A 1,035-nucleotide genomic window follows, 5' to 3' on the forward strand; every position below is an offset into this window, starting at 1 on the left:
CGGTGAACGCCATCAGCCCCACACCCAGCCAATCCAACTGCGGCGCCGTAGCCCACGGCCGCACGAACGGCAGCAGCACAAGCCCGGAAATCAGAAATGCGATGCCGTTGACGGTGAAGTTGCCCCAACGTTCGATGAGCTTGACCGGAAGAAACACCATGGCCGCCGTGGACGCCGCGTTGATAGCGCCCCAAATCAGGCCGACCAACGGCAGTTTCAGCGTGGTGAAGTCGCCGCCGGTCGCAATCAGCACGGTTCCCGCGAAGGCGAGCGCCACGCCGATGCCTTCCCGTACGCCGGGCAGTCGCCGCCCGCGCAGGCATACGACCCCCAAGACGAACAGCAGGTTCAGGCTTTGCAGCACGGTCGCGGTGCCAGAGTTGGTCCAGTTGATCGATTCGAGGTAGGCGACCTGCACCAGCAGCACGCATATGATGGCGGTGGCCAGCAGCCGCGGATATGATTTGCGATCGCGTAGCGCGCCGGTAAGCAGTTTCGGCGTCATGATGGCCGAGCAGGTGAGGAAAAGCACGCCGGCTGCCAGTTCGCGCACGCATGCGATCCACAGCGGCGAGGCGTGGTACGTGCCCATGAGGATTTTGGAGACGGTGGCGTTGACGCCCCACAGCACGCCGCCGCACAGGGTCATCGCAATGCCGATAATCAGGTCTTTCGGCGTGCGTTCGAACGTTTTTTCCGCCACTGCGGCTCCTTCCCCTTCACTGTTCGCTCATCGCACACCGTACACGCCGCATGTGTCTTGCAGTGGCAGCCGCTCACAGACTGTCCGCGGGCGCGCTGAGGAAGTCGAGAATCTTGTTCACATACGGTCCGACCACCGTGTTCGGCATGGAGAAGATCTCGTGCAACGACTTGCCGTACCGTATTTTTTCGATTGATCCGCCGCCTTCGCGCACGCGTTCCACGAAATCGTCCTGCGGACCGTTCAGGACCCAGACGTCACGGCCCGCTTGGAACAGCAGCGTCGGAGTTTCGATCGCACCGCACATGTCCGGTTTGAGTATGGCGCGGGAC

General features: G+C 62.4%; 1 protein-coding gene and 1 pseudogene. Both read right to left on the reverse strand.

The genetic code is table 11. The annotated features are described in order from the left end of the window. Window positions 1-703: DMT family transporter (locus tag ACR0P8_RS10085; protein WP_432624904.1), on the reverse strand; the 703-nt coding region annotated here is incomplete at its 3' end. 73 nt (window positions 704-776) lie between these two features. Beyond that, window positions 777-1,035, reverse strand: a pseudogene (locus ACR0P8_RS10090) (alpha/beta fold hydrolase); the annotation flags it as partial.

It is taken from the genome of Bifidobacterium sp. (assembly GCF_050874245.1).
GTDB lineage: Bacteria > Actinomycetota > Actinomycetes > Actinomycetales > Bifidobacteriaceae > Bifidobacterium.